Source organism: Streptococcus mitis (genome assembly GCF_946188585.1).
GTDB classification, from domain to species: Bacteria; Bacillota; Bacilli; order Lactobacillales; family Streptococcaceae; genus Streptococcus; species Streptococcus mitis_DG.
Genome location: NZ_CAMHVI010000001.1, coordinates 395,664 through 420,956, shown reverse-complemented (window position 1 = coordinate 420,956; position 25,293 = coordinate 395,664). Strand labels below are relative to the sequence as shown.

Here is a 25,293-nt window from a genome sequence, read left to right as displayed (position 1 = left end):
TTTTTTCTAAATTCAAGCACTACTTGCTTAATAATTTTTCTACTACATTTAGTTTTCGCATGGTCAAATCTACATTGAAAAGTTTTTCAAGATAGTTAGTATTGAGCTTTTTTTGTTTTGCAGTTCTAGGGAGATAGAGGTAGAGACAGTGATTACCGACACAAATTTCTTCTTCACCGTAATCCATTTTTAATTTTTCTAAAGGGAGACTTTGAATAGGTTCTTGATAAATAATCACGTGTACACGGTCATAAAGATAGTGTTCTCCAAACGGATTTTCTTGGACAATGTTTTTAAAAATATCCTTATTCTTAATGATTATTTTGAGATCGGCTCCAATCTTTTCCTTTATTAGAGTATGAACCTGTTCTCGTATTTCTTCGAGAGCTAAGTTACTTTCAAGAATAATATTTCCGCTTTGAATATAAGTTCGAACTTGTTGAAAACCAGCTTCTGTCAAGATATCTACTAGATAAGACATTTTAGGGATAGCATTTTTTCCATTAGGAGTCACTCCCCTTAGCAAGATAATATGTTCCAAAGTAGTTCCTTTCTTTTGGGGCGGATTGTTCCGTTTAGTAATGTATATTTAGATTGGGTTTGATCCTGCCACCCAGCCAGTACAGAGGGCAGAAGTAATGTTAAAGCCACCCGTGTGGGCATTGATATCCATGACCTCGCCAGCAAAGTGAAGCCCAGGTACCAGCTTACTTTCCAGAGTTTTGGGGTTGATTTCCTTGAGACTGACACCGCCTTTGGTGACAAAGGATTTGGCAAGGGACATTTTGCCAGTCACAGGGATTTTGAGGGCCTTAATAGATTGGAGAAGTTGTTCACGTTCCTTTTCAGTAAGCTGTTTGACTTTTTCGGGATAGCCTTGCACAAAAAATTCTGCCAAGCGTTCTGGAAGCAAAGTTTTTAAAGCATTTTTCAAGGATTTTTCCCGATTTTCTTCTAGAAATGTAGCCAAGTTCTTCTCAGAAAGTTGAGGCAAAACATCTAGCGAGAGAACCTCCCCACCCTTGACAAAGCTAGACATACGCAGAGCAGCAGGACCAGACAAACCAAAGTGGGTAAAAAGTAAATCGTGAGTGATGACATGTTTACCATAGCTTAGGGTCACATCGTCTAGTGAAATTCCCTGAAGTGCTTTATGTGGAAAATCTGTCAACAAAGGACTTTCAGCGGCCTCAAGTTCGGTAATGGTGTGCTTAAAATGACGAGCAATTTCGTGACCAAAACCAGTAGAGCCAGTGGAAGGATAGGATTTTCCACCTGTTGTGACAATCAGTTTATCACAAGTGAAGATTTGGTCAGCTGATTTAAGAACAAACTGGTCATCCACCTTTTTAACCGAAACAATCTCTGTTTGAGTAGCAACTTGACCACCTAGCTCAGTGATTTTCTTTTCCAAAGCATCGATAATGGTTCGAGACTTGTCACTAGCAGGAAAGACGCGTCCGTGGTCCTCGACTTTAAGTTTAACACCATTTTCCGTAAAAAAATTAATGATATCATGGTTATCAAATTGGGAGAAGACACTGTAGAGAAAGCGCCCATTTCCAGGGATGCCAGCTAGTAGGTCGTCCAAGCTACCATTATTGGTCACATTGCAACGTCCTCCACCAGTTCCAGCTAATTTTTTTCCAAGTTTCCGATTTTTTTCGATGAGGAGGGTTTTCTGTCCATAAAAGCTACTGGAAATCGTAGCCATCATACCAGCAGGTCCCCCACCGATGACAATAGTATCAAAATGTTTCATAGCTCTATTGTACCACAAAAAAACAAGAGATGATGGTCACCTCTTGTCAAGAATGCAATTAATCAATTTCATATCCCATCAGCAAACCACCATCTTCTGCATAGAAACTGCAGAGACCAGATGTTGGGAGAATTTTAATATCCGCTTGTGGGAAGGTTTCACGGATTCTTTCTGAGAGCTGTTGGCAACATTTCTCGTTATTACGTTGGGCCATGATAATACGTCCACCAGCATATCCAGCTTTCATCACCTCTTCATAGGCTGCTTGAACTGATTTCTTTGCTCCTCTGGCTTTTTGTAGCAATTCGAGAGTTCCAGTTTCACTAGCTTCTCCAACCATACGGATGTTGAGAAGGCCAACGACTGTACCGATAAGCTTGCTCAAACGGCCGTTCTTCACCAAGTTATCGACTTTGGCTAGGACAAAAAGTAACTTGGTCTTTTCTTGATAAGCAGTGATAGCTTCAACCACTTCTTCAAAAGATAGGCCCTGGTCAATCAAGTCGTTTAATTTTTCTACGAGCAAGTCAACTTCACCGCCAGCAGACAAACTATCAATCACATGAATCTTAGTGTCAGGATGTTCTTCCAGATAAATATTCTTTGCTAGTTGAGCACTATTGTGACTGCCAGAAAGAGTACCCGTGATGGTTACTAGGAAAATGTTTTTGGCACCTTCAAATGCTCGCAAATAATCATCTGGGCTTGGACAAGCTGATTTTGAAGCTTCTGCAGTTGCATACATGGTTTCCATCATTTGGTCAATATCAAGACTGGCATCATCAATAAAGACCTGATCAGCTACTTGAATGGTTAAGGGGACACTTACAAAGGTTGTGTCAATAGCTGGTCTTTCCAGCTGACGATAATCACAACCAGAGTCAGCAATAATCTTCCAAGTCATAGAAATTCTCCATCTTTGTCAGTTATACATTGACAAAGGTTCTGTCTTTTTTTACAATTATATCATGAAAACCCTTGAAACAAAAGCCTCATCCATCTGTTGTGACAAGTAGAAAGAAAATGTTATGTCTGAACGTAGAATCTCTGAAAAGTCTCTTGAAAATCTCAGAAAATCAAACCAAGAATCCAATCTATTAACCAGAGAAGCCATTGAAACAGCCCTCTTGCAACTCTTGGAAAAAAAGGATCTGACCAAGATTAGTATTTCTGAATTGGTCAAGCGTGCAGGCGTTTCGCGTGCGGCCTTTTATCGTAATTATGATTCCAAAGAGGAGATTTTAGAGAGCGTCTTTAAAAGAACTGTCCACAATATTATGGAACAGTTGCATCATTATGATTTAAAGACAGACCTTTATCTGGTCTGGGTTCACCTTTTCCGAGAAGCAAGAAAGGAAGCCAGAGTGATTCAACTTGCCTTAGATTACCATCTGGAAAAAATCTTTGTCCAAGCCATGCAGGAATTTCTAGAAAAATACCATGGAAAATCAAAAGGTGTCAGCTCTTATCTTCATTCCTTCTGGAGTTCAGCCATCGTCTCTGTCCTCCTCAAATGGATCAAGGATGGCATGAAGGTACCAGCTGAAAAGATTGCAGACTTACGGTTACCATTTTTTAAAAAATAGAGAAAAAGGAGAAGAGATATGACTGAAAAAAGACTAGCCTGGGATGAGTATTTTGCAGCCCAAGCCCTACTGATTGCCAATCGTTCCACTTGTAAACGTGCCAAAGTGGGCGCAATTCTGGTAAAGGATAATAAGGTGATTTCCACTGGTTACAATGGTTCGGTGTCAGGGACTGAGCATTGTATTGACCATGAATGTCTGGTCATTGAAGGCCACTGTGTTCGCACCCTTCACGCTGAGGTTAATGCCATTCTCCAAGGGGCTGAACGTGGTGTTCCTAAAGGTTTTACAGCCTATGTGACCCATTTTCCTTGTCTCAACTGTACCAAACAATTGCTGCAGGTCGGCTGTAAGCGCGTGGTTTATATCAACCAGTACCGAATGGATGACTATGCCCAATACCTTTATCAAGAAAAAGGGACAGAATTGACTCATTTACCACTTGAGACAGTACAGTCAGCTCTTAAAGAGGCAGATTTAATGTAAAAATTATCAAAAATAAATGGTTTAGAAAGATTTTTAAACCGTTTTTTGGTATAATAAGAAGAATAAATTGAAAGAAGGAATTCCAAAAATGGGAAAAATTGAAGTTATTAATCATCCACTGATTCAACACAAATTGTCAATCTTGCGTCGTACAGATACTTCTACAAAAGCTTTTCGTGAGCTAGTAGATGAGATTGCAATGTTGATGGGGTATGAAGTACTTCGTGATCTTCCACTAGAAGATGTGGAAATCGAAACACCAATTACAAAAACAGTTCAAAAACAATTGGCAGGTAAGAAATTGGCTATCGTTCCAATCTTGCGTGCAGGTATCGGGATGGTTGATGGGCTCTTGAGCTTGGTTCCAGCCGCTAAAGTTGGCCACATCGGTATGTACCGTGATGAAGAAACGCTTCAACCAGTTGAGTACCTAGTGAAATTGCCTGAAGATATTGACCAACGTCAAATTTTTGTGGTAGATCCAATGTTGGCAACAGGTGGCTCAGCAATCTTGGCTGTTGATTCTCTTAAAAAACGTGGCGCATCAAATATCAAATTTGTCTGCCTTGTATCTGCTCCAGAAGGTGTAAAAGCTCTTCAAGAAGCTCATCCAGATGTAGAAATCTTTACAGCAGCCTTGGATGAACGCTTGAACGAACACGGTTATATCGTTCCAGGTCTTGGAGATGCTGGGGACCGCTTGTTCGGTACAAAATAACATCGAAAAGAAGAATGACTTGGAAAAGTATTTCCAGTCGTGAAAGGGGGTTGAATTTTTGTTTCTGTCTAATGAAAGCAGAGCAAAAATTTGACCTTTTTTGACCTAGATATTATAATAGTCTTATCTTCAGTCATTTGACCAACAAAATTAAAACTCAAAAGGAGAAATAAATGATTCCTGTAGTTATTGAACAAACAAGCCGTGGAGAACGTTCCTACGATATTTACTCACGTCTTCTCAAAGACCGCATCATTATGCTGACAGGCCCAGTTGAAGACAACATGGCCAACTCTGTTATTGCCCAATTGCTTTTCTTGGATGCCCAAGATAGTACAAAAGATATTTACCTTTATGTCAATACACCTGGTGGTTCCGTTTCAGCTGGTTTAGCAATCGTTGATACCATGAACTTTATCAAGGCGGATGTCCAAACTATCGTTATGGGTATGGCAGCATCTATGGGAACAGTCATCGCATCAAGTGGAGCAAAAGGCAAACGTTTCATGCTTCCAAATGCTGAATACATGATTCACCAACCAATGGGTGGTACAGGTGGTGGTACTCAACAAACCGATATGGCGATCGCTGCAGAACACTTGCTTAAAACTCGTAATACCTTGGAAAAAATCTTGGCTGAAAATTCAGGTCAGTCAATCGAAAAAGTTCACGCAGATGCAGAACGCGATAACTGGATGAGCGCCCAAGAAACACTTGAATATGGCTTTATTGATGAAATCATGGCCAACAATTCATTGAATTAATGATGAAAGAAGGCAAACTCGACTGGGTTTGCTTTTTTTGGTATAATAGGGAGAGATTTCTTAGAAAGAGGATTTATCATGTTTGAAAAAGTCAATCGATCTGGCTTGATTATCTATCTTTACTATAATCGTGATGCCAAAAAATTGCAGGATTATGGAGATATTACCTATCATTCCAAGAAACATCGTTACTTACAACTCTATGTTCCAACTCAAGAAGTGGAGCAATTGGTCAGACACTTGAGCAAGGAAAAATTTATAAAAAAAGTCAGAGTTTGTCATATCCAAGAGCTGGAAACACCCTTTGTGGGTAATCTTTATCGAGAGGAAAACGTTATCATCGAAAAAGTTCAAGAAAAGTGTTGACAATTTTCTGATAATTCGGTATATTCTTAACATGCTATTTATTTAAGAAATAAGGAGACAAAAAAGATGAAGAAAAAATTTGCCCTATCGTTTGTGGCGCTTGCAAGTGTAGCACTTCTTGCAGCCTGTGGAGAAGTGAAGTCTGGAGCGTCAAACGCTGCTGGTAACTCAGTAGATGAAAAGACAATCAAAATCGGATTTAACTTCGAAGAAACTGGTGCCGTAGCAGCCTACGGTACATCTGAACAAAAAGGTGCCCAACTTGCTGTTGATGAAATCAATGCAGCAGGTGGTATCGATGGAAAACAAATCGAAGTAGTTGATAAAGATAACAAGTCTGAAACAGCTGAGGCGGCTTCAGTAACAACTAACCTTGTAACCCAATCTAAAGTATCAGCAATCGTAGGACCTGCGACATCTGGTGCAACTGCAGCTGCGGTAGCGAACGCTACAAAAGCAGGTGTTCCATTGATCTCACCAAGTGCGACTCAAGATGGATTGACTAAAGGTCAAGATTACCTCTTTATCGGAACATTCCAAGATAGCTTCCAAGGAAAAATTATCTCAAACTATGTTACTGAAAAATTAAACGCTAAGAAAGTTGTTCTTTACACTGACAATGCCAGCGACTATGCTAAAGGTATTGCTAAAGCCTTCCGTGAGGCTTACAAGGGTGAAATCGTTGCAGATGAAACTTTCGTAGCAGGTGACACAGACTTCCAAGCAGCCCTTACAAAAATGAAAGGGAAAGACTTTGATGCTATCATCGTCCCTGGTTACTACACTGAAGCTGGTAAAATTGTAAACCAAGCGCGTGGTATGGGAATTGACAAACCAATCGTTGGTGGTGATGGATTCAACGGTGAAGAGTTTGTACAACAAGCAACTCCTGAAAAAGCATCAAACATCTACTTTATCTCAGGCTTCTCAACTACTGTAGAAGTTTCTGCTAAAGCAAAAGCCTTCCTTGAGGCTTACCGTGCTAAGTACAATGAAGAGCCTTCAACATTTGCAGCTTTGGCTTATGACTCAGTTCACCTTGTAGCAAACGCAGCAAAAGGTGCCAAAAACTCAGGTGAGATCAAAGACAACCTTGCTAAAACAAAAGACTTTGAAGGTGTAACTGGTCAAACAAGCTTCGATGCAGACCACAACACAGTCAAAACTGCTTACATGATGACCATGAACAATGGTAAGGTTGAAGCAGCAGAAGTTGTAAAACCATAATAGAAAATGTTGAAATAGGGAATGAGCCTCTGACTCACTCCCTGTTTCGATGTTTAAGAACCTATCAAAAAGTGAGGGAAAACCCTCGAAATTATATATAGAAAGAGTGAATCTTATGCTCCAACAACTAGTAAATGGTTTGATTCTAGGTAGTGTTTATGCACTGTTAGCCCTAGGATATACCATGGTTTACGGAATTATCAAGCTCATCAACTTCGCCCACGGTGATATTTATATGATGGGAGCCTTTATCGGTTATTTCTTGATTAATTCTTTCCAAATGAATTTCTTTGTAGCGCTTATTGTAGCGATGCTAGCGACAGCCATTCTTGGTGTCGTGATTGAATTCCTTGCTTACCGACCTTTGCGCCACTCCACTCGTATTGCTGTTTTGATTACAGCTATTGGGGTTTCCTTCTTACTGGAGTATGGCATGGTCTATCTGGTTGGTGCCAATACCCGTGCCTTCCCTCAAGCGATTCAAACAGTTCGTTATGATTTGGGACCAGTTAGCCTAACAAATGTGCAGTTAATGATTTTGGCCATTTCCTTGATTTTGATGATTTTGTTACAAGTCATTGTCCAAAAGACCAAGATGGGGAAAGCCATGCGTGCAGTATCCGTAGATAGCGATGCAGCGCAATTGATGGGGATCAACGTAAACCGTACTATCAGCTTTACCTTCGCTTTGGGTTCAGCTCTTGCGGGTGCAGCTGGTGTTCTGATTGCCCTCTATTATAACTCTCTTGAGCCTTTGATGGGGGTTACTCCAGGTCTTAAATCTTTCGTTGCCGCTGTACTTGGCGGTATCGGAATTATTCCTGGTGCGGCTCTTGGTGGATTTGTGATTGGTCTATTGGAAACCTTTGCGACAGCCTTTGGGATGTCAGACTTCCGTGATGCAATTGTTTATGGAATCTTGTTGTTGATCTTGATTGTCCGCCCAGCTGGTATTCTTGGTAAGAATGTGAAAGAGAAGGTGTAAACGATGAAGGAAAATTTAAAAGTTAATATTCTATGGTTACTCCTTTTGTTAGCTGGCTATGGCTTGATTAGTGTACTGGTTTCAGTTGGAGTACTCAATCTATTCTATGTACAGATTTTACAACAAATTGGAATTAATATTATTCTGGCTGTTGGTCTCAACTTAATCGTTGGTTTTTCAGGACAATTTTCACTTGGGCATGCTGGTTTCATGGCGATTGGTGCCTATGCAGCAGCTATTATTGGTTCTAAATCACCAACCTACGGTGCCTTCTTTGGAGCTATGCTGGTAGGGGCTTTGCTTTCAGGAGCAGTTGCCTTGCTTGTCGGAATTCCAACCTTGCGTTTGAAGGGCGACTATCTTGCGGTAGCGACTCTAGGTGTTTCTGAAATTATCCGTATCTTTATCATCAATGGCGGAAGCCTTACAAATGGTGCGGCAGGTATCTTGGGAATTCCTAACTTTACAACTTGGCAAATGGTTTACTTCTTTGTCGTGATTACAACCATTGCAACATTGAACTTCTTGCGTAGCCCGATTGGTCGATCAACCCTATCCGTTCGTGAGGATGAAATCGCTGCTGAGTCAGTTGGGGTTAATACGACTAAAATTAAAATCATCGCCTTTGTCTTTGGTGCCATTACTGCAAGTATTGCAGGATCACTTCAGGCAGGATTTATCGGTTCAGTTGTACCGAAAGATTACACTTTCATCAACTCAATCAACGTTTTGATCATTGTTGTATTTGGTGGACTTGGTTCCATTACAGGTGCGATTGTTTCAGCTATTGTCCTTGGAATTTTGAATATGCTTCTCCAAGATGTTGCTAGTGTGCGTATGATTATTTATGCTTTGGCCTTGGTATTGGTCATGATTTTCAGACCAGGTGGACTCCTTGGAACATGGGAATTGAGCCTATCACGTTTCTTTAAAAAATCTAAGAAGGAGGAACAAAACTAATGGCATTACTTGAAGTAAAACAGTTAACCAAACATTTTGGCGGTCTTACAGCTGTTGGAGATGTGACTCTTGAATTAAACGAAGGGGAACTGGTTGGACTAATTGGTCCAAACGGAGCTGGGAAAACCACCCTTTTCAACCTCTTGACGGGTGTTTATGAACCAAGTGAGGGAACAGTAACACTAGATGGTCACCTTTTGAATGGAAAGTCACCTTATAAGATTGCTTCTTTGGGACTTGGACGTACATTCCAAAATATCCGTCTCTTTAAAGATTTAACAGTTTTGGACAATGTTTTGATTGCTTTTGGCAACCATCACAAACAACATGTTTTTGCTAGTTTCTTACGCTTACCAGCTTTTTACAAGAGTGAAAAAGAATTAAAGGCTAAAGCTTTGGAATTGTTGAAAATCTTCGATTTAGATGGTGATGCAGAAACTCTTGCTAAAAATCTTGCCTACGGACAACAACGTCGTTTGGAAATTGTTCGTGCCCTCGCTACGGAACCTAAAATTCTCTTTTTGGATGAACCAGCAGCAGGTATGAACCCGCAGGAAACAGCAGAATTGACTGAGTTAATTCGTCGTATTAAAGATGAATTTAAGATTACAATCATGCTGATTGAACACGATATGAATCTGGTCATGGAAGTAACAGAACGTATCTACGTACTTGAATACGGTCGTTTGATTGCCCAAGGAACTCCAGACGAAATTAAGACCAATAAACGCGTTATCGAAGCTTATCTAGGAGGTGAAGCCTAATGTCTATGTTAAAAGTTGATAATCTTTCTGTGCATTACGGCATGATCCAAGCAGTCCGTGATGTAAGCTTTGAAGTGAATGAAGGAGAAGTTGTTTCCCTTATCGGTGCCAATGGTGCAGGTAAGACAACCATTCTCCGTACCTTGTCTGGTTTAGTTAGACCAAGCTCAGGAAAGATTGAATTTTTAGGTCAAGAAATCCAAAAAATGCCGGCTCAGAAAATCGTGGCAGGAGGTCTTTCACAAGTACCAGAAGGACGCCACGTATTCCCTGGCTTGACTGTTATGGAAAATCTAGAAATGGGTGCTTTCTTAAAGAAAAATCGTGAAGAAAATCAAGCTAACTTAAAGAAAGTTTTCTCACGTTTCCCACGTCTTGAAGAACGCAAGAACCAAGATGCAGCCACTCTTTCAGGAGGGGAACAACAAATGCTTGCCATGGGACGAGCTCTTATGTCGACACCGAAACTTCTACTTTTAGATGAACCATCAATGGGACTTGCCCCAATCTTTATCCAAGAGATTTTTGATATCATTCAAGATATCCAGAAGCAAGGAACAACTGTCCTCTTGATTGAACAAAATGCCAATAAGGCACTCGCAATCTCTGACCGAGGTTATGTACTGGAAACAGGAAAAATCGTTCTATCAGGAACAGGAAAAGAACTCGCCTCATCAGAAGAAGTCAGAAAAGCATATCTAGGTGGCTAAAACAATCCAGTGGATTGTTTTAGTCGGCAGATAGAGATTGCAGAGCAATCATCGCATAGTCCGGGGGACCTTTTTAGTCGGCGGATGAAGATTGCGAAGCAATCATCAAATCCAGTGGATTGTTTTAGTCGGTGGATGAGGATTGCAATTAAGCGACATATAATACGACTACTTTTCTTACTCATAAGAAATATAAAATATTCTAGAGCTTCAAATTAGGGAGCTCTTTTATTTATATGGTTTTTGAAAAAATAGAAGAAGGTCTTGATTTTTACTGAATATTTTCGTTTTTAAATTGACAGCAATTTTTGTTCATATTATAATATGGATAATTAAAAATTGAACAGGAGGACTAAGAAATGGTAACAGAAAAACAATTTAAACTTTTGCGTTTTATGTTGATACATAAAGAAAAGACCTTCACTCAGAGACAGTTAGCTGAAAAGCTAGATCTATCTGTAGGGACAGTTAATGCATTGGTGAAAAAATTGAAAGAAGAGAAGTGGATTGATGAGGAGCATCACTTAACTGAAATAGGCCAGAAAGTTTTAGACCTCTATCGAGTAGAAAATGCTATTATAATGGCTGCTGGTATGAGTAGTCGTTTTGCTCCTTTGTCTTATGAAATTCCAAAAGGATTGCTTCAAGTTAAGGGTGAACGCTTGATTGAGAGGGAAATCAGACAACTACAAGAAGCAGGAATAGAAGATATAACTGTTATCGTAGGCTATCTTCAAGAAAAAATGTTCTATCTTGCAGAGAAGTTTGGTGTAAAAATTGTAGTGAATAATGATTACTACAAATATAATAACTGTTCGTCTCTTATGTTGGTTAAAGATCAACTTTCCAACACTTATATTTGTTCATCGGATAATTATTTTGTGGAAAATCCTTTTGAGCAATATATTTATAGAGGTTACTACTCGACTATATTTGCAGAAGGTCAAACGGACGAATATTGTGCTATAGAAGATTCGAATCACACGATCATTGATATCCAGATTGGTGGAGAAAATACTTGGGCCATGGTGGGGCACGTGTATTTTGACCGTGCATTTAGCGAAAAATTCAAGGAAGTTTTAGAAACCGAGTTTAAGCACGAACCTTATCGGGAACAGCTTTGGGAGGATTACTATAGTCGCCATGTCAAAGAACTCCATTTAGAAGCTCGCCACTATTCATCGGATATTGTTAAAGAATTTGATTCACTGGATGAACTCCGTCAATTTGATGAACGTTATTTGGTAAATGTAGACTCAGCTATTATCGATAATATCTGTAAGACATTAAAGTGTATGGCTTCAGATATTGTCAATATCAAACCTCTAAAAGATGGGTTAACCAACACTTCATTTTCATTTGACTGTATAGGGAAAAAATATGTTTACCGTCATCCGGGCAGGGGAACTGAAAATTATATCGATCGAGCTAGTGAAGCAGCTTCTATGGAAATTGCCGCAAAATTAGAGATTGACCGTACTTTTGTAGCTATGAACAAGAATGAGGGCTGGAAAATTTCGAAATTTATCCCCAATGCTAAGCAACTTGATTATGATAATTGGGATGATGTGGCACAAGCAATGGATCTCTTGAGACGGTTACACCAATCTGGAGAAAAAACGGGACATTCCTTTGACCAATTTGATGGAATTGATGATTTTAGAGAAAAATTGAAAGCTAGAAGTCGATTTGAGTTTGATGGTCTCGAGGAATTGGATGAAACTGTTTCAATTCTCAAAAACTATTTACAGAATGATCCGAAACAGGTTGTCCTTTGTCATGGCGATTCCTATAGTCCTAATTTTTTGTTGAATGAAGCAGGTGAAATAAGCTTGATTGATTGGGAATATTCTGGAATGGGAGAGCCAGCAGGAGATTTGGGAACCTTTATCGCTTGTTCCAACTACACTGTAGAGGACGCAGAAAAAGTACTTGAAATCTATCTACAAGAAGTACCAGATAAGAAAACCAAACGTCACTACTTAGCTTATGTAGCAGTAACATCATATTATTGGTTCTTATGGGCTTTGTTCCAGGAGAGTATCGGAAAACCAGTTGGTGAGTTTCTCTACATCTGGTACCGTTATACTAAACAATATGGACAACTGGCCCTTGATTTGTATATGGAGGAAAACTAAGATGAAAACTACTTCCGAAATTGAAGAATTAGTAGCAACTGAAACAAAGAGAAGATTGGAAGAAATGGAATCACCAAACTACGAGTTTGTTCAACCATTTCTAAAAAGTGATTTCATTTTAATCATCTCCTTTGTCCTAATCAACCTTGTTTTGATTATCTTAGCAATGACAGGAGGAATTCAATAACATGTCACAAATGAATGACTATATTCAACAAGAAACCATAACAGGAATTGTTCCCATGACCAATAAGGAACGTCAGTATTCTTTTTGGGATCTCTTTCTATCGACAAGTGGTTTTGCCATCGCAACTTGGTGTTATACTCAAGGGGCTTATGTAGCTCAATATTTGACATTTAATCAAATGTTGATTAATATTTTCAGCTTTAACATTATCTGGGTCTTTATTGAATGTCTTCCTATTTTGTTTGCCGTTAAATATGGAATTGATTTGTGGATTTGGTTGAGAGCCGTTCTAGGAAAAAGAGGTGTAGCCCTGCTATCAACCATTATTAGTTTGGCTAACTTTGGATGGTATGCTGTTGCGGCTAATCTTTTTGCCAGTTCTATGATCCATTTGGCAAACAATTTTGGTCTTGGTTTAGAAAAGGGAGTATGGGCGCCTATTCTGGGTACCTTCTGTGTTCTTATCGGTACTTTCATAGCTCTCGGAGGCCCAGAAGTGATTAAATGGACCAATCGCTTCTTAGTTATTGCCTTATTGATTGTCGGTCTGATTATCGTTGGAATCTGCTTTGTAGCCGTTCCTATAACTGATATTATGAATATTCAACCAGCCACCCAAGGAGATTTGACGCCATTAGAACGTTTTATGCTCTCTGGGGAAGGAAATGTTGCCTTTGCTTTCTCTTGGTCTACACAGGCATTGGTTTTACCGCGTTTAGCAAAATCAGAACGCAGTGGTTATTGGGCTACAGCCTTATCATACGGAGTTGTGGCTCCCTTCTTCGTTGCAACTGGTGGAGTTATGGCTCTAGCCATGTTTGTCAAAACAGGTATTTATGAAAGTGATCCAACAACAATGTTATCAACTCTAAGCACTCCAGCCTTTGCACTCCTAAGTCTACTACTAGTAGCCTTTGCCAATATTGGAACCCAAGGGACAGGATCATACGTGAACTGTATGATTGTAAAAAGTGGGATGCCTAAAGTAAGTTATAAGCTAATGGTTTGGATTGCCATGGTTTACGTGAGTCTACTCACCATCTGGGGAGGAGTGGAAGAGTATTTCGGATCCTTCATCTCCCTAGCCGCTTATATTCAGGGGCCAATTATTGGTATGATTGTTGTCGATTACTTTATCTTAAGAAAACGAAAACTCGACTTACGTTCAGCCTATTTCCTTGAAGGTCATGACGCTTACGAGTTTACTAAGGGATTTAACTTGGTTGGCTTGTCTTGTGTATTTATCTCTTTATTGGTAGCAGTACTATTTGTTTACAACCCTGTAACAGCACAAATTCAAAGTCCAATCTTTTTAGTCACAACGGGTAGTGGTTTTACGGCGATATTCGGTGGCTTATTATACTGGCTAGCTAGTCTTACCCCATTGAGACGTTATATGATAAAAGATCGAGACACTGTTACAATTTAAGAAGAGAGGGGACTTCGGTTTCCTCTTAATTTATAGTGGCATTTGACGCAAGATTTTCTGATTTTTCGAAATTTTGAAAAAGAAATGTAAGCGTTTGATAGATTTACAAAAAGATTGTATAATAGGGATAAGAATAGAAAAGGAGAAGTCTCATGGCAGTTAAAGATTTTATGACCCGTAAGGTAGTATATATTAGTCCAGATACAACAGTATCTCATGCAGCAGATTTGATGAGAGAGCAAGGATTGCACCGCTTGCCTGTTATCGAAAATGATCAATTAGTTGGTTTGGTGACTGAGGGAACCATTGCCCAAGCTAGCCCATCAAAAGCAACCAGTCTTTCTATCTATGAGATGAACTATCTTCTGAATAAGACAAAAGTAAAAGATGTCATGATTCGCGATGTTGTCACCGTTTCAGGCTATGCTAGTCTGGAAGATGCAACTTATCTGATGTTAAAAAACAAGATTGGTATTCTTCCTGTAGTAGATAATCATCAAGTCTATGGGGTTATTACAGACCGTGACGTTTTCCAAGCCTTTCTTGAAATTGCAGGTTATGGCGAAGAAGGGATTCGTGTACGCTTTGTTACGGAAAATGAAGTTGGTGTTCTTGGAAAAATTGTTTCTTTGATTGTAGAAGAAAATTTGAATATCTCCCATACAGTCAATATTCCGCGTAAGGATGGAAAGGTTATTATCGAAGTTCAAATTGATGGATCAATTGATTTACCTGCTTTAAAAGAAAAATTTGAAGCTGAAAATATTCAAGTAGAAGAAATTACTCGTACTTCAGCAAAAGTCTTGTAAGAAGGGAAGCCGAAAGGCTTCTTTTTATGTTTAATAAGGGATTAGAGCAAAAGATGGAAAGAAATAAGAGATTATGGTATAATAAAACGATATAAAAAAGGAGTATTTATGGACATTTCAGAAATTCGTCAAAAAATTGACGCAAATCGTGAAAAATTAGCTTCTTTCAGGGGGTCTCTTTGACCTCGAAGGTTTAGAGGAAGAGATTGCCATCTTGGAAAACAAGATGACAGAACCTGATTTTTGGAACGATAATATAGCGGCCCAAAAAACGTCGCAAGAATTAAATGAATTAAAAAACACCTACAACACCTTCCACAAAATGGAAGAGTTGCAGGATGAAGTTGAAATTTTATTAGACTTTTTAGCTGAAGATGAGTCGGTGTATGAAGAATTGGTTGAACAGTTATCAGAACTTGATAAGATGATGACTAGTTATGAGATGACCTTGCTCTTGTCAGAACCTTATGACCATAATAATGCGATTTTGGAAATCCATCCAGGATCCGGTGGTACTGAGGCTCAGGACTGGGGTGATATGTTGCTTCGTATGTACACTCGCTATGGAAATGCTAAAGGCTTTACAGTGGAAGTATTGGATTACCAAGCAGGAGATGAAGCTGGTATTAAGTCAGTAACCCTATCATTTGAAGGACCCAATGCCTATGGTCTTCTCAAGTCAGAAATGGGGGTGCACCGTTTGGTGCGAATTTCACCATTTGACTCTGCTAAACGTCGCCATACTTCTTTCACATCTGTAGAAGTGATGCCAGAGTTGGATGATACCATTGAAGTGGAAATTCGGGAAGATGATATCAAGATGGATACCTTCCGTTCAGGTGGTGCTGGTGGACAAAACGTCAATAAGGTCTCAACAGGTGTACGTTTAACACATATTCCTACTGGGACTGTTGTCCAGTCAACGGTCGATCGTACCCAGTATGGAAATAGAGATCGTGCCATGAAGATGTTGCAGGCTAAGCTCTATCAAATGGAGCAAGAAAAGAAAGCAGCGGAAGTTGATTCCCTCAAGGGTGAGAAAAAGGAAATCACATGGGGAAGCCAAATCCGTTCATATGTTTTCACGCCTTATACTATGGTAAAAGATCATCGAACTAGCTTTGAAGTTGCGCAGGTAGATAAGGTTATGGATGGGGACCTAGATGGTTTTATCGATGCCTACCTCAAGTGGCGAATCAGCTAAGATAGAAAGGAACTCACATGTCAATCATTGAAATGAGAGATGTCGTCAAAAAGTATGATAATGGAACGACAGCTTTGCGAGGTGTCTCAGTCACTGTTGAACCCGGGGAATTTGCCTATATCGTAGGTCCGTCAGGAGCTGGGAAGTCAACATTTATTAGAGCTTTGTACCGCGAAGTAAAAATCGAAAAAGGAAGCTTAACTGTTGCTGGTTTTAATCTGGTTAAAATTAAAAAGAAAGATGTCCCTCTCCTACGTCGTAGTGTTGGGGTTGTCTTCCAAGATTATAAACTGTTACCAAAGAAAACCGTTTATGAAAATATTGCTTATGCAATGGAAGTTATTGGTGAGAGCCGCCGTAATATCAAAAAACGTGTTATGGAAGTTTTAGACTTGGTTGGATTGAAGCATAAGGTTCGTTCTTTCCCAAATGAACTTTCAGGGGGAGAACAGCAACGGATTGCAATTGCACGTGCCATTGTAAACAATCCAAAAGTATTGATTGCGGACGAACCAACAGGAAACTTGGACCCAGATAATTCATGGGAAATTATGAACTTGCTGGAACGCATCAATCTCCAAGGTACAACTGTCTTGATGGCTACCCACAACAGTCAGATTGTAAATACCTTGCGCCACCGTGTCATTGCCATTGAAAATGGCCGTGTCGTTCGTGACGAAGCTAAAGGAGAGTATGGATACGATGATTAGTAGATTTTTTCGTCATTTATTTGAATCGTTAAAAAGTTTGAAACGAAATGGCTGGATGACAGTAGCTGCTGTCAGTTCAGTTATGATTACTTTGACCTTGGTTGCAATATTTGCATCTGTTATCTTTAATACGGCTAAACTAGCTACAGATATTGAAAATAATGTTCGAGTAATGGTATACATTCGTAAGGACGTAGCTGATAATAGTGAGACGATTGAAAAAGAAGGTCAAACTGTTACAAATAACGACTACCATAAGGTATATGATGCTTTGAAAGGTATGTCAACCGTTAAAAGTGTTACCTTTTCAAGTAAAGAAGAACAATATGAAAAGTTGACAGAAACAATGGGGGACAACTGGAAAATCTTTGAAGGCGATGCCAATCCTCTCTATGATGCATATATCGTTGATACCAATACACCAAGTGATGTAAAGACAGTAGCAGAAGAGGCTAAAAAAATCGAAGGTGTATCAGAAGTTCAAGATGGTGGTGCTAATACAGAACGCTTGTTTAAGTTAGCCTCATTTATTCGTGTTTGGGGACTAGTTATCGCTGGATTATTGATTTTCATTGCGGTGTTCTTGATTTCTAATACTATACGTATCACCATCATTTCACGAAGCCGTGAAATTCAAATCATGCGTTTAGTAGGTGCTAAGAATGGTTATATCCGCGGACCTTTCTTACTTGAAGGTGCCTTCATTGGTTTACTTGGAGCAACACTTCCATCAGTTTTGGTATTTATTGTCTATAAAATGGTTTACCAATCGGTTAATAAGTCATTGGTTGGTCAGAACCTTTCGATGATATCACCAGAAATATTCAGTCCACTGATGATTGCTCTATTATTTGTGATTGGAATTTTTATCGGTTCAATCGGATCAGGAATTTCAATGCGCCGATTCCTGAAAATCTAAAATAGAAGTATATTTGAGGAGGTTTTAATATCTCCTTTTTTTCTACAAAAATTTTAGAAAAAAGTCTACTTTTTTTTATAAAAGCCTTTACAAAAAAAATTAAAGTGGTATAATTAATACATAGTTAAGTGCAAACGTTTTCGTAAAACGTTTGCCTAAATAAAAATAAAGGAGATTTGAATGATGAAAGATACATTCAAAAATGTCTTGTCTTTCGAGTTTTGGCAAAAATTCGGTAAGGCTTTGATGGTGGTTATCGCGGTTATGCCGGCTGCTGGTTTGATGATTTCAATCGGTAAGTCTATCGTAATGATTAACCCAACTTTTGCACCACTTGTAGTTACTGGTGGAATTCTTGAGCAAATTGGTTGGGGGGTTATCGGTAACCTTCACATTTTGTTTGCCCTAGCAATTGGAGGAAGCTGGGCTAAAGAACGTGCTGGTGGTGCTTTCGCCGCTGGTCTTGCCTTCATCTTGATTAACCGTATCACTGGTACAATCTTTGGTGTATCAGGAGATATGTTGAAAAATCCAGATGCTATGGTCACAACTCTCTTTGGTGGTTCAATCAAAGTTGCTGATTACTTCATCAGTGTTCTTGAAGCTCCAGCATTGAACATGGGTGTGTTTGTAGGGATTATCTCAGGTTTTGTAGGGGCAACTGCTTACAATAAATACTACAACTTCCGTAAACTTCCTGATGCACTTTCATTCTTCAACGGGAAACGTTTTGTACCATTTGTAGTTATTCTTCGTTCAGCAATCGCTGCAATTCTACTTGCTGCCTTCTGGCCAGTAGTTCAAACAGGTATCAATAGCTTTGGTATCTGGATTGCCAACTCACAAGAAACTGCACCAATCCTTGCACCATTCTTGTATGGTACTTTGGAACGTTTGCTCTTGCCATTTGGTCTTCACCATATGTTGACTATCCCAATGAACTACACAGCTCTTGGTGGTACTTATGACATTTTAACTGGTGCAGCTAAAGGTACTCAAGTATTTGGTCAAGACCCACTATGGCTTGCATGGGTAACAGACCTTGTAAACCTTAAAGGTACTGATGCAACTCAATACCAACATTTGTTAGATACAGTACATCCAGCTCGTTTCAAAGTTGGACAAATGATCGGTTCATTCGGTATCTTGATGGGTGTGATTGTGGCTATCTACCGTAATGTCGATGCTGATAAGAAACATCAATATAAAGGTATGATGATTGCGACAGCTCTTGCAACATTCTTGACAGGGGTTACTGAACCAATCGAATATATGTTCATGTTTGTAGCAACACCTATGTATCTTGTTTACTCACTTGTTCAAGGTGCGGCCTTCGCTATGGCTGACGTCGTGAACCTACGTATGCACTCATTCGGTTCAATCGAGTTCTTGACTCGTACACCTATTGCGATTAGCGCTGGTATCGGTATGGATATTGTTAACTTTATCTGGGTAACTGTTCTCTTTGCCGTAATCATGTACTTTATCGCAAACTTCATGATTCAAAAATTCAACTACGCAACTCCAGGACGTAACGGAAATTACGAAACTGCTGAAGGTTCAGAAGAAGCTAGCAGCGAAGTGAAAGTTGCAGCAGGTTCTCAAGCTGTAAACATTATCAACCTTCTTGGTGGACGTGCAAACATCGTTGATGTTGATGCATGTATGACTCGTCTTCGTGTAACTGTAAAAGATGCTGACAAAGTCGGTGATGCAGAACAATGGAAAGCAGAAGGAGCTATGGGTCTTGTCATGAAAGGACAAGGAGTTCAAGCTATCTACGGTCCAAAAGCAGACGTATTGAAATCTGATATCCAAGATATTCTTGATTCAGGTGAAATCATTCCTGAAACTCTTCCAAGTCAAATGACAGAAGCGCAACAAAACACTGTTCAATTCAAAGGTCTTACTGAGGAAGTTTACTCAGTAGCAGACGGTCAAGTTGTTGCCTTGGAACAAGTGAAAGATCCAGTATTTGCTCAAAAAATGATGGGCGACGGATTTGCTGTAGAACCTGCAAATGGAAACATTGTATCTCCAGTTTCAGGTACTGTATCAAGCATCTTCCCCACAAAACATGCTCTTGGTCTTGTGACTGAAGCGGGTCTTGAAGTACTTGTTCATATTGGTTTGGACACAGTAAGTCTTGAAGGAAAACCATTTACTGTTCATGTAGCTGAAGGACAAAAAGTTGCAGCAGGTGATCTTCTTGTCACAGCTGACTTGGATGCTATCCGTGCAGCAGGTCGTGAAACTTCAACAGTGGTTGTCTTCACAAATGCTGAAGCTATTAAATCAGTTAAATTAGAACAAACAGGTTCTCTTGCAGCTAAAACAGCAGTTGCTAAAGTAGAATTGTAATACACTTGAGGTTGGAAGCTGTTTTCCAACCTCTTGTTTTAGGAGAAAAGCATGAAATTTTTAACACTCAATACTCATAGCTGGATGGAAAAAGAAGCCGAGGAAAAATTCCAGCTTTTGCTTGAAGATATTCTTGATAAAGATTATGATTTGATTTGTTTCCAAGAAATCAATCAGGAAATCACCTCGCCTAAGGTAGAAGTTAATGATCTCTATCAAGCTTTGCCAGCAGCTGAGCCGATTCATCAAGATCATTATGTTAGACTTTTGGTTGAAAAGTTGTCAGAGCAAGGGAAAGATTACTACTGGACTTGGGCCTATAACCATATTGGTTATGACCGCTACCATGAAGGTGTGGCTATCTTGTCTAAAACACCTATTGAAGCAAGAGAAATTTTGGTTTCAGATGTGGATGATCCAACAGACTATCATACTCGCCGTGTCGCTCTAGCTGAAACTGTAGTCGATGGTCAGGAACTTGCAGTTGCCAGTGTCCACCTTTCTTGGTGGGATAAAGGTTTCCAAGAAGAATGGGCACGATTTGAGGCTGTCTTGAAAGAATTGAACAAGCCACTTTTGCTAGCTGGAGATTTCAACAACCCAGCTGGTCAGGAAGGTTACCAAGCTATTTTAGCTAGTCCATTAGGCTTACAAGACGCTTTTGAAGTCGCTAAAGAGAAAAGCGGTAGCTATACCGTTCCACCAGAAATTGATGGCTGGAAGGGGAACACAGAACCCCTTCGAATCGACTATGTCTTTACTACCAAGGAGTTAGAGGTAGAAAATTTACATGTCGTATTTGATGGTAACAAGAGTCCACAAGTTAGTGACCACTATGGCTTGAATGCTATTTTAAACTGGAAATAATGACTGAAAAGAGGTTGGAATTATAACATTTCAGCCTTTTTCTGACTAGAAAAGCTACTGGAAATAGCCTAAATAAGTGAGACTACTGAAATGTAATAAAATGTGGTATAATTGATATGATAGATAGAATCGAGGATATTATGTCATTTACGAAATTTCAATTTAAAAACTATATTAGAGAAGCCTTGGAGGAGTTAAAATTTACAACTCCTACAGAGGTACAAGATAAGTTGATTCCTATTGTCTTGGCAGGTCGTGACCTAGTCGGTGAATCAAAAACAGGTTCAGGTAAGACTCACACTTTCCTATTACCGATTTTCCAGCAATTAGATGAAACTAGCGATAGTGTGCAAGCAGTGATTACTGCACCGAGTCGTGAATTAGCTACTCAGATTTACCAAGCAGCCCGTCAGATTGCTGCCCACTCAGAAGTGGAAGTTCGTGTGGTTAATTATGTGGGTGGTACGGATAAGGCTCGCCAGATTGAGAAATTGGCAAGTAACCAGCCTCATATTGTTATTGGAACACCAGGCCGTATCTACGACTTGGTTAAATCCGGTGACCTGGCTATTCACAAGGCTAAGACCTTTGTTGTCGATGAAGCAGACATGACCTTGGATATGGGATTCTTAGAAACTGTTGATAAGATTGCTGGCAGCCTTCCAAAAGACCTGCAATTCATGGTCTTCTCAGCAACTATTCCACAAAAACTGCAACCATTCTTGAAAAAATACTTGTCAAATCCTGTTATGGAAAAAATCAAGACCAAAACGGTCATTTCTGATACCATTGATAATTGGTTGATTTCGACCAAGGGCCGAGATAAGAATGCTCAAATTTACCAGTTGACTCAGTTGATGCAGCCTTATTTGGCAATGATTTTTGTTAACACTAAAACGCGTGCTGATGAATTGCATTCATATCTGACTGCTCAAGGCTTGAAGGTGGCAAAAATCCATGGGGATATTGCCCCTCGTGAGCGCAAACGTATCATGAACCAGGTTAAAAATCTGGATTTTGAGTATATTGTCGCAACAGATTTGGCAGCGCGTGGAATTGACATTGAAGGTGTCAGTCATGTCATCAATGATGCCATTCCACAAGACCTATCTTTCTTTGTGCACCGTGTTGGTCGTACCGGACGAAATGGCCTACCAGGTACAGCCATTACCCTTTACCAACCAAGCGATGACTCGGATATCCGTGAGTTGGAGAAATTAGGAATCAAGTTTACTCCGAAGATGGTAAAAGATGGAGAATTCCAAGATACCTATGACCGTGATCGTCGTGCCAACCGTGAGAAAAAACAAGATAAGCTTGATATTGAAATGATTGGTTTGGTTAAAAAGAAAAAGAAAAAAGTCAAACCAGGTTATAAGAAGAAGATTCAATGGGCGGTTGATGAAAAACGCCGGAAAAACAAGCGTGCTGAAAATCGCGCTCGCGGCCGTGCAGAGCGTAAAGCAAAACGCCAAACATTTTAATAGAAACTGTTGGAGTACTGAGCTCCAACTTTTTTATTTATGAGAACGAACTATCTAAACAGAAACACTACATTAAAGACTGTAAATTGCGTTAAAAAATGGTATAATGATAAAGTTATATAGTCCCGATAAGATGGTAGAAATTTCTATTTTTTTGTTTCGAGTCGTAACTCGCAAAGAATGACGGCTCTAAAGTAGTTGCTCGTCATTTTACGGTTGCCGCTATAAGGCGGTCACCCTATGCGCCTTACTAGCTTCAGAAATAAAAAAGTATCGTTTTTATTTCTTACGCGTTGTAACTCTTAGAAAATGAAAATGCCTATCAGTACTTTGTAACTCTATAACACTATTTTTAAGGGGGGACATTTTTATGTCAGAACGTAAATTATTCACGTCTGAATCTGTATCTGAGGGGCATCCAGATAAGATTGCAGACCAAATTTCAGATGCGATTTTGGATGCTATTTTAGCTAAGGATCCAGAGGCGCACGTTGCTGCTGAGACAGCTGTCTATACTGGTTCCGTCCATGTTTTTGGTGAAATATCTACAAATGCTTATGTGGATATTAACCGTGTGGTTCGTGACACTATTGCAGAGATTGGCTACACCAATACAGAATATGGTTTTTCTGCTGAGACTGTAGGAGTACATCCATCTTTGGTGGAACAATCTCCTGACATTGCTCAAGGTGTTAACGAAGCCTTGGAGGTTCGTGGGAATGCAGACCAAGATCCGCTTGATTTGATTGGTGCTGGTGACCAAGGGCTCATGTTTGGATTTGCAGTGGATGAAACAGAAGAGCTCATGCCATTGCCAATCTCACTCAGTCATAAATTGGTTCGTCGTCTGGCAGAACTTCGTAAGTCTGGGGAAATCAGCTATCTTCGCCCAGATGCCAAATCACAAGTTACAGTTGAATATGATGAGAATGACCGTCCAGTACGTGTGGACACAGTTGTTATTTCAACTCAGCACGATCCAGAAGTCAGCAACGAACAAATTCATAATGATGTGATTAACAAGGTCATTAAAGAGGTTATTCCAGCCTCTTACTTGGATGAGCAAACAAAATTCTTCATCAATCCTACTGGTCGTTTTGTAATCGGTGGACCTCAAGGGGACTCAGGTTTGACTGGTCGTAAGATTATCGTAGATACATATGGTGGCTACTCTCGTCACGGCGGTGGTGCTTTCTCTGGTAAAGATGCGACTAAGGTGGACCGTTCAGCCTCTTATGCGGCTCGTTATATTGCCAAGAATATCGTTGCAGCAGGCCTTGCTAAGAAAGCAGAAGTGCAATTGGCTTATGCTATCGGTGTTGCTCAGCCTGTTTCTGTTCGTATCGATACCTTCGGTACAGGAACAGTAGCCGAAAGCAAACTTGAAAAAGCTGCTCGTCAAATCTTTGACCTTCGTCCTGCAGGAATTATCCAAATGCTGGACCTTAAGCGTCCAATTTACCGTCAAACAGCGGCTTATGGACACATGGGACGTACAGATATTGACCTTCCATGGGAACGTTTGGATAAGGTAGATACTTTGAAAGAAGCAGTCAAATAGATAAGAAAACCAACGTTTTGAACGTTGGTTTTTATAAATATAAGTTATCCTTATTTAAATAGGATTTGTAAATTGCTGGCCTGTTATAATTTATTCATTGTTTTTAAAAATGCCCAGTTACCAATTGATTTTGACCCGTATTTTAAGTCCATATGGTCCAGTAATACATAATCGTTTTTCTCGTAGAATGAGGAATTTCTAGCTGTACTGGTTATGAGTCCCAAGTGTTTACAGCCTTTTGATTTGACATAAGGTTCAATCCCTTGTGTCAGAAAAGTACTGCCTATTCCCTGCCCCTTACTTGCTGTATTAACAGCTAAAGCCATCAAATACCAATCAAACTCTCCTGATTGTTCTAAGTGCTTTTTGGAACGTTTTACAAAGTCAAAGTATTTAAAAAGATTTCGTGGTCGAATGTAGCGAAAAATGTTTGTTCCGCCATTTTGTAGATAGGATAGTATACAGAAATCCTTTTGTTGCAAAAGGGCGACTGCACGTAATTCTCCATCTTGTTCCGCAACTAAACAGTTTCCTTTTTTAATATAGACTTTAGTAAGCAGAATTTGCAATGTTTCTACAAAAGCAGGATAGGAGTCAGGTTTCTTTAAATCATCAGTTATAATCGTTAAAAAGGGATAGTCAAGAAAGGAAATGGCTAATAGTTTTCCAATTTTTTCGCTTTCTTCAATTCTTGCCTCTCGATATATCATGTCTCCCATGCTTGTCTCCTTAGTTAGCTATAAAACCGTGTTTGATAGGATTTTAAGAAAAAAATTGGAGATGATTTAAAAAGCTAAATAAATCTAATTTTGTTCCATAAGGTTTAAAACACTTTCTAATCTCTCCAAAATGTTATTTGGTTGGAATCGAAATTCCAATTAATTTTTCTGAATAGAGGGTTTTGATGTTGGCCTCATCAATAGCGTCCTTATCAATTTTACGTTTCAAGAAAAATTCTTGAATAGCTTCGATTTCAGGTTCACGAATAGCTCGGTGTTTGTTTGAGATGAGGATTTCATAGTGAAGCGGAGCTTGAGTAAAAATAACATCTGTATTCCCTGCAGAATAAACCTCAACAAGGGTTGCATCTGTACTTTCTAGCTGGCTTTTAACAAGTTGCGAGTGTGAGTTTGTCGTATTGATTAGCTTCATAACATTTCCTCCGATTTTCTAATTCTATTATAGCACTTTTTAAATAAAGTAGTTTGATTTATACTCAATGAAAATCAAAGAGCAAACTAGGAAGCTAGCCGCAGGCTGTACTTGAGTATGGCAAGGCGAAGCTGACGTGGTTTG

General features: G+C 39.5%; 26 protein-coding genes. 21 read left to right on the top strand and 5 right to left on the bottom strand.

Features of this window, described 5'->3' with window-relative positions:
* Positions 1-19: 19 nt before the first annotated feature.
* From N8M66_RS02090 to N8M66_RS02080, 3 genes are read right to left on the bottom strand one after another with little or no spacing between them, the layout of a single operon-like run.
* A complete protein-coding gene (locus tag N8M66_RS02090) occupies positions 20-541 on the bottom strand; it encodes a DUF1697 domain-containing protein (RefSeq protein WP_261045313.1) in 522 nt (173 codons plus the stop codon).
* Positions 542-589: 48 nt separating this feature from the next.
* Positions 590-1,762, bottom strand: a complete 1,173-nt coding sequence (locus N8M66_RS02085; RefSeq protein WP_261045311.1) for an NAD(P)/FAD-dependent oxidoreductase — start codon at positions 1,760-1,762, stop codon at positions 590-592.
* A gap of 58 nt (positions 1,763-1,820) precedes the next feature.
* Positions 1,821-2,666 carry a DegV family protein gene (locus N8M66_RS02080; protein WP_261045310.1) on the bottom strand — a complete coding sequence of 282 codons (846 nt, stop codon included), beginning with the start codon at positions 2,664-2,666 and terminating at the stop codon, positions 1,821-1,823.
* Between the two features lie 124 nt (positions 2,667-2,790).
* Here N8M66_RS02080 and N8M66_RS02075 point away from each other — a divergent pair, with 124 nt between their 5' ends.
* The 21 genes from N8M66_RS02075 to metK all read left to right on the top strand — a co-directional run bounded on the left by N8M66_RS02075 (position 2,791) and on the right by metK (position 23,997).
* Positions 2,791-3,348: a TetR/AcrR family transcriptional regulator gene (locus tag N8M66_RS02075; RefSeq protein ID WP_000004136.1), complete on the top strand. Its 558-nt coding sequence runs from the start codon at positions 2,791-2,793 to the stop codon at positions 3,346-3,348.
* A gap of 18 nt (positions 3,349-3,366) precedes the next feature.
* Positions 3,367-3,834 (top strand): deoxycytidylate deaminase, encoded by a 468-nt coding sequence (locus N8M66_RS02070; RefSeq protein WP_000136975.1) that lies wholly within the window; start codon positions 3,367-3,369, stop codon positions 3,832-3,834.
* A gap of 88 nt (positions 3,835-3,922) precedes the next feature.
* On the top strand, positions 3,923-4,552 hold the full coding sequence (gene upp / locus N8M66_RS02065) for a uracil phosphoribosyltransferase (RefSeq protein WP_000515974.1): 630 nt from the start codon (positions 3,923-3,925) through the stop codon (positions 4,550-4,552).
* Positions 4,553-4,725: 173 nt separating this feature from the next.
* Positions 4,726-5,316 carry an ATP-dependent Clp protease proteolytic subunit ClpP gene (gene clpP / locus N8M66_RS02060; protein WP_000613475.1) on the top strand — a complete coding sequence of 197 codons (591 nt, stop codon included), beginning with the start codon at positions 4,726-4,728 and terminating at the stop codon, positions 5,314-5,316.
* Positions 5,317-5,394: 78 nt separating this feature from the next.
* Positions 5,395-5,682 carry a YlbG family protein gene (locus tag N8M66_RS02055; RefSeq protein WP_261045309.1) on the top strand — a complete coding sequence of 96 codons (288 nt, stop codon included), beginning with the start codon at positions 5,395-5,397 and terminating at the stop codon, positions 5,680-5,682.
* 66 nt (positions 5,683-5,748) lie between these two features.
* Positions 5,749-6,909 carry an ABC transporter substrate-binding protein gene (locus tag N8M66_RS02050; protein WP_042750282.1) on the top strand — a complete coding sequence of 387 codons (1,161 nt, stop codon included), beginning with the start codon at positions 5,749-5,751 and terminating at the stop codon, positions 6,907-6,909.
* A gap of 115 nt (positions 6,910-7,024) precedes the next feature.
* Positions 7,025-7,894, top strand: coding sequence for a branched-chain amino acid ABC transporter permease (locus tag N8M66_RS02045; RefSeq protein ID WP_000941427.1), 870 nt, complete (start codon positions 7,025-7,027; stop codon positions 7,892-7,894).
* A 3-nt stretch (positions 7,895-7,897) separates the two neighbouring features.
* Positions 7,898-8,854 (top strand): branched-chain amino acid ABC transporter permease, encoded by a 957-nt coding sequence (locus N8M66_RS02040; RefSeq protein WP_000662290.1) that lies wholly within the window; start codon positions 7,898-7,900, stop codon positions 8,852-8,854.
* Positions 8,854-9,618 carry an ABC transporter ATP-binding protein gene (locus tag N8M66_RS02035; protein WP_001185997.1) on the top strand — a complete coding sequence of 255 codons (765 nt, stop codon included), beginning with the start codon at positions 8,854-8,856 and terminating at the stop codon, positions 9,616-9,618. Before N8M66_RS02040 ends, N8M66_RS02035 begins: the two co-directional genes overlap by 1 nt.
* The gene (locus N8M66_RS02030) at positions 9,618-10,328 is read left to right on the top strand and encodes an ABC transporter ATP-binding protein (RefSeq protein WP_000062200.1); all 711 of its coding nucleotides are present in this window, start codon (positions 9,618-9,620) and stop codon (positions 10,326-10,328) included. The genes N8M66_RS02035 and N8M66_RS02030 overlap by 1 nt, the downstream gene beginning before the upstream one ends.
* Before the next feature lie 359 nt (positions 10,329-10,687).
* Positions 10,688-12,466, top strand: a complete 1,779-nt coding sequence (locus N8M66_RS02025; RefSeq protein WP_261045307.1) for a phosphocholine cytidylyltransferase/choline kinase family protein — start codon at positions 10,688-10,690, stop codon at positions 12,464-12,466.
* 1 nt (position 12,467) lies between these two features.
* Positions 12,468-12,653, top strand: a complete 186-nt coding sequence (locus N8M66_RS02020) for a hypothetical protein (RefSeq protein ID WP_261045306.1) — start codon at positions 12,468-12,470, stop codon at positions 12,651-12,653.
* A 1-nt stretch (position 12,654) separates the two neighbouring features.
* Positions 12,655-14,082 (top strand): cytosine permease, encoded by a 1,428-nt coding sequence (locus N8M66_RS02015; protein WP_261045304.1) that lies wholly within the window; start codon positions 12,655-12,657, stop codon positions 14,080-14,082.
* Between the two features lie 152 nt (positions 14,083-14,234).
* Positions 14,235-14,891 (top strand): CBS domain-containing protein, encoded by a 657-nt coding sequence (locus N8M66_RS02010; RefSeq protein WP_000268669.1) that lies wholly within the window; start codon positions 14,235-14,237, stop codon positions 14,889-14,891.
* A 108-nt stretch (positions 14,892-14,999) separates the two neighbouring features.
* Positions 15,000-16,095, top strand: a protein-coding gene (prfB, locus tag N8M66_RS02005; protein ID WP_261045300.1) for a peptide chain release factor 2 whose coding sequence is annotated in 2 segments (ribosomal slippage) — positions 15,000-15,071 and positions 15,073-16,095 — 1,095 coding nt in all. Because the reading frame shifts where the segments join, the coding sequence is not laid out codon by codon here.
* Between the two features lie 17 nt (positions 16,096-16,112).
* Complete coding sequence (ftsE, locus tag N8M66_RS02000) at positions 16,113-16,805, top strand: cell division ATP-binding protein FtsE (RefSeq protein WP_004263501.1); 693 nt, start codon at positions 16,113-16,115, stop codon at positions 16,803-16,805.
* The gene (ftsX, locus tag N8M66_RS01995) at positions 16,798-17,724 is read left to right on the top strand and encodes a permease-like cell division protein FtsX (RefSeq protein ID WP_042751472.1); all 927 of its coding nucleotides are present in this window, start codon (positions 16,798-16,800) and stop codon (positions 17,722-17,724) included. The genes ftsE and ftsX overlap by 8 nt, the downstream gene beginning before the upstream one ends.
* Positions 17,725-17,904: 180 nt before the next feature.
* Positions 17,905-20,085: a PTS transporter subunit IIBC gene (locus N8M66_RS01990; protein ID WP_261045297.1), complete on the top strand. Its 2,181-nt coding sequence runs from the start codon at positions 17,905-17,907 to the stop codon at positions 20,083-20,085.
* 51 nt (positions 20,086-20,136) lie between these two features.
* Positions 20,137-20,952 carry an endonuclease/exonuclease/phosphatase family protein gene (locus N8M66_RS01985; protein WP_261045296.1) on the top strand — a complete coding sequence of 272 codons (816 nt, stop codon included), beginning with the start codon at positions 20,137-20,139 and terminating at the stop codon, positions 20,950-20,952.
* 140 nt (positions 20,953-21,092) lie between these two features.
* Positions 21,093-22,436, top strand: coding sequence for a DEAD/DEAH box helicase (locus N8M66_RS01980; RefSeq protein WP_261045294.1), 1,344 nt, complete (start codon positions 21,093-21,095; stop codon positions 22,434-22,436).
* 370 nt (positions 22,437-22,806) lie between these two features.
* Positions 22,807-23,997 carry a methionine adenosyltransferase gene (metK, locus tag N8M66_RS01975; protein ID WP_004259911.1) on the top strand — a complete coding sequence of 397 codons (1,191 nt, stop codon included), beginning with the start codon at positions 22,807-22,809 and terminating at the stop codon, positions 23,995-23,997.
* An 83-nt stretch (positions 23,998-24,080) separates the two neighbouring features.
* Here metK and N8M66_RS01970 read toward each other — a convergent pair whose 3' ends face one another.
* Together N8M66_RS01970 and N8M66_RS01965 are read right to left on the bottom strand one after the other, a co-directional pair.
* The gene (locus N8M66_RS01970; RefSeq protein ID WP_261045293.1) at positions 24,081-24,716 is read right to left on the bottom strand and encodes a GNAT family N-acetyltransferase; all 636 of its coding nucleotides are present in this window, start codon (positions 24,714-24,716) and stop codon (positions 24,081-24,083) included.
* Positions 24,717-24,849: 133 nt separating this feature from the next.
* Entirely contained in the window at positions 24,850-25,149 is a 300-nt protein-coding gene (locus N8M66_RS01965) for a DUF1827 family protein (protein ID WP_261045291.1), read from the bottom strand.
* Between the last annotated feature and the right edge of the window lie 144 nt (positions 25,150-25,293).

Bases quoted from the DNA above. Each gene is read 5' to 3' on its own strand.
- clpP (WP_000613475.1), top strand. From the start codon at position 4,726: ATGATTCCTGTAGTTATTGAACAAACAAGCCGTGGAGAACGTTCCTAC.
- N8M66_RS02020 (WP_261045306.1), top strand. From the start codon at position 12,468: ATGAAAACTACTTCCGAAATTGAAGAATTAGTAGCAACTGAAACAAAG.
- N8M66_RS02070 (WP_000136975.1), top strand. From the start codon at position 3,367: ATGACTGAAAAAAGACTAGCCTGGGATGAGTATTTTGCAGCCCAAGCC.
- N8M66_RS01980 (WP_261045294.1), top strand. From the start codon at position 21,093: ATGTCATTTACGAAATTTCAATTTAAAAACTATATTAGAGAAGCCTTG.
- N8M66_RS02010 (WP_000268669.1), top strand. From the start codon at position 14,235: ATGGCAGTTAAAGATTTTATGACCCGTAAGGTAGTATATATTAGTCCA.
- N8M66_RS02015 (WP_261045304.1), top strand. From the start codon at position 12,655: ATGTCACAAATGAATGACTATATTCAACAAGAAACCATAACAGGAATT.
- ftsX (WP_042751472.1), top strand. From the start codon at position 16,798: ATGATTAGTAGATTTTTTCGTCATTTATTTGAATCGTTAAAAAGTTTG.
- N8M66_RS01970 (WP_261045293.1), bottom strand. From the start codon at position 24,716: ATGGGAGACATGATATATCGAGAGGCAAGAATTGAAGAAAGCGAAAAA.
- N8M66_RS02025 (WP_261045307.1), top strand. From the start codon at position 10,688: ATGGTAACAGAAAAACAATTTAAACTTTTGCGTTTTATGTTGATACAT.
- metK (WP_004259911.1), top strand. From the start codon at position 22,807: ATGTCAGAACGTAAATTATTCACGTCTGAATCTGTATCTGAGGGGCAT.
- N8M66_RS02045 (WP_000941427.1), top strand. From the start codon at position 7,025: ATGCTCCAACAACTAGTAAATGGTTTGATTCTAGGTAGTGTTTATGCA.
- N8M66_RS02075 (WP_000004136.1), top strand. From the start codon at position 2,791: ATGTCTGAACGTAGAATCTCTGAAAAGTCTCTTGAAAATCTCAGAAAA.
- N8M66_RS02050 (WP_042750282.1), top strand. From the start codon at position 5,749: ATGAAGAAAAAATTTGCCCTATCGTTTGTGGCGCTTGCAAGTGTAGCA.
- ftsE (WP_004263501.1), top strand. From the start codon at position 16,113: ATGTCAATCATTGAAATGAGAGATGTCGTCAAAAAGTATGATAATGGA.
- N8M66_RS02035 (WP_001185997.1), top strand. From the start codon at position 8,854: ATGGCATTACTTGAAGTAAAACAGTTAACCAAACATTTTGGCGGTCTT.
- N8M66_RS01965 (WP_261045291.1), bottom strand. From the start codon at position 25,149: ATGAAGCTAATCAATACGACAAACTCACACTCGCAACTTGTTAAAAGC.
- N8M66_RS01985 (WP_261045296.1), top strand. From the start codon at position 20,137: ATGAAATTTTTAACACTCAATACTCATAGCTGGATGGAAAAAGAAGCC.
- N8M66_RS02030 (WP_000062200.1), top strand. From the start codon at position 9,618: ATGTCTATGTTAAAAGTTGATAATCTTTCTGTGCATTACGGCATGATC.
- N8M66_RS02055 (WP_261045309.1), top strand. From the start codon at position 5,395: ATGTTTGAAAAAGTCAATCGATCTGGCTTGATTATCTATCTTTACTAT.
- N8M66_RS02080 (WP_261045310.1), bottom strand. From the start codon at position 2,666: ATGACTTGGAAGATTATTGCTGACTCTGGTTGTGATTATCGTCAGCTG.
- N8M66_RS01990 (WP_261045297.1), top strand. From the start codon at position 17,905: ATGATGAAAGATACATTCAAAAATGTCTTGTCTTTCGAGTTTTGGCAA.
- N8M66_RS02040 (WP_000662290.1), top strand. From the start codon at position 7,898: ATGAAGGAAAATTTAAAAGTTAATATTCTATGGTTACTCCTTTTGTTA.
- upp (WP_000515974.1), top strand. From the start codon at position 3,923: ATGGGAAAAATTGAAGTTATTAATCATCCACTGATTCAACACAAATTG.
- N8M66_RS02085 (WP_261045311.1), bottom strand. From the start codon at position 1,762: ATGAAACATTTTGATACTATTGTCATCGGTGGGGGACCTGCTGGTATG.